Origin of the sequence: Amycolatopsis sp. SID8362 (assembly GCF_010550475.1) — a bacterium.
Lineage (GTDB): Bacteria > Actinomycetota > Actinomycetes > Mycobacteriales > Pseudonocardiaceae > Amycolatopsis > Amycolatopsis eburnea.
Genome location: NZ_JAAGNB010000754.1, coordinates 1 through 2,001 on the forward strand (window position 1 = coordinate 1; position 2,001 = coordinate 2,001).

Genomic DNA, 2,001 nt, shown 5'->3' on the forward strand with positions numbered 1-2,001 from the left:
CGCCACGACCAGGTGTTCCTCGCCGTGCAGGGTGTCGCCGACGAGCGAGCCGAGCTGGCCCGCGCCGACCTGGACGAACGCGCGGAACCCGGCGGCGTGCAGCGCCCGCACGAGCGGGCGGAAGCGGACCGGTTCCAGCAGGTGCCGCACGAACAGCTCGCGGACGTCCGCTTCGGCGGCCGGGTACTGGGCGACCGTCGTCGCCGACCAGATCGGCAGCCGCGGCGGGTGCAGGGTGAACCGGGCGGCCGCGTCGCGGATCGGGCCGAGGTAGGGCCGCAGCATCGGCGTGTGGAACCCGGAGCGGAACGGCAGCACCTGCGCGACGATCCCGGCGTCGCGGAAGCGGGTGACGAGCGCGGCCACGGCGGCGGCGGGGCCGCAGATCATGGCCTGGTTGGGCGAGTTGTCGTGGGAGAGCACGACGTCCGTGCGCCCGGCCAGTTCCTCGGTGACCTTCGGCGCGGGCGCGCCGATCGCGGCGAAGGCGAGGCCGGGGACGACGAGCGCGTCGGGGTCGAACCCGGCGAGGAACGCGTCGACCTCGCCTTGAGCGTGCACGCCGGCGACGGCCATCGCCGTCCACTCCCCCAGGCTGTGCCCGGCGACCGCGTCCGGGACGACGCCGAGGCGGCCGAGCGCGGCGTGGAGCAGCCGTCCCAGCTCGAAGACCGCCGTGCCCTGGCGGCCGACGTCGCCGACTTCGACGTCCGCGTGCTGCCACGGCAGCCCGAAGTGGCGGGAGACGTCCCCGCAGTTCAGCGCCAGTTCCGACTCCAGGCCGGGGAACACGAACGCGACCTTCCCGCCGCCCGGGCCGAGCAGCGGGCGGTCGGCGAACCAGATGTCGTTGCGGCCGCGCCAGGGCCGGCCGCGGGTGAGGACCTTCCTGGCCAGTGCCAGGCGCTTCTCCGTCGGGTCGACGATGCCCAGCCGGACCGGGCCCTCGCCGATCGGCGGCGTTCCGGGCGCGTCCAGGAGATCACGCAGCTCGTCGACGCCGCGGGCGGCCAGGCGCAGCACCCGCTCCGGCTCGCGGACGACCGCCGCGGGCTGCGGGCGGCCCGGGGCCTGTTCCAGCACGACGTGGGCGTTGATCCCGCCGAACCCGAACGCGTTGACCCCGGCCCGGCGCACGGCCGCGTCCCAGTCCTTCGCGGTGTCCAAAGTGGAGAACCGGGTCCGCGCGAGGCCGGGGTGCGGGTCGTCGCAGTGCAGGGTGGGCAGCAGGACGCCGTGGTGCACGGCCAGCGCGGCCTTGACCAGCCCGGCGATGCCGGCCGCGGGCATGGTGTGCCCGATCATCGACTTGACCGAGCCGAGGACCGCTTCGCCCCGCGTGCCGAAGACCTCTTGCAGCGTCGCGAGTTCGGCCGCGTCGCCGGCCGGGGTCGCGGTGCCGTGGGCTTCCAGGAGGCCGAGCGAGTCCGGCGCGGCGGGGTCGAGCCCGGCCGCGGCCCAGGCCTGGCGGACCGCGCGGACCTGACCGCCGGAGTCCGGGTTGGCGAGGCTCGCGGTCCGCCCGTCGGAAGCGACGCCGGTCCCGGTGATCACGGCGTAGACGCGGTCGCCGTCGCGTTCGGCGTCGGCGAGGCGCTTGAGCACGACGACGCCGGTGCCTTCGCCGATGAGCACGCCGTCGGCGTCGCGGTGGAACGGCCGGATGCGCTCGGTCGGCGACAGCGCGCCGAGCTGGGTGAACACGCTCCAGAAGGTGATGTCGTGGCAGTGGTGCACGCCGCCGGCGAGGACGACGTCGCAGCGTCCGCTGGCGAGTTCCCGGACGGCGTGGTCGACGGCGATCAGCGAGGACGCGCACGCGGCGTCCACTGTGTACGCCGGGCCGCGCAGGTCGAGGCGGTTGGCCAGCCGCGACGCCGCGAGGTTGGGCACCAGCCCGATCGCGGACTCCGGCGCTTCCGGGCCGAGCTGGTCGGTGAACGCGGCCCGGACGGCGTCCAGGCTCGCCGCGTCGAGGTCCGGCAGCAGCTCGCCGAGTGT

1 protein-coding gene is annotated in these 2,001 nt (G+C 75.6%); it reads right to left on the minus strand.

Annotated elements, in window-relative coordinates; genetic code table 11:
- Positions 1–2,001, minus strand: a 2,001-nt coding sequence (locus G3I65_RS23480) for a type I polyketide synthase (protein WP_160698021.1), incomplete at both ends; no start/stop codon positions are given.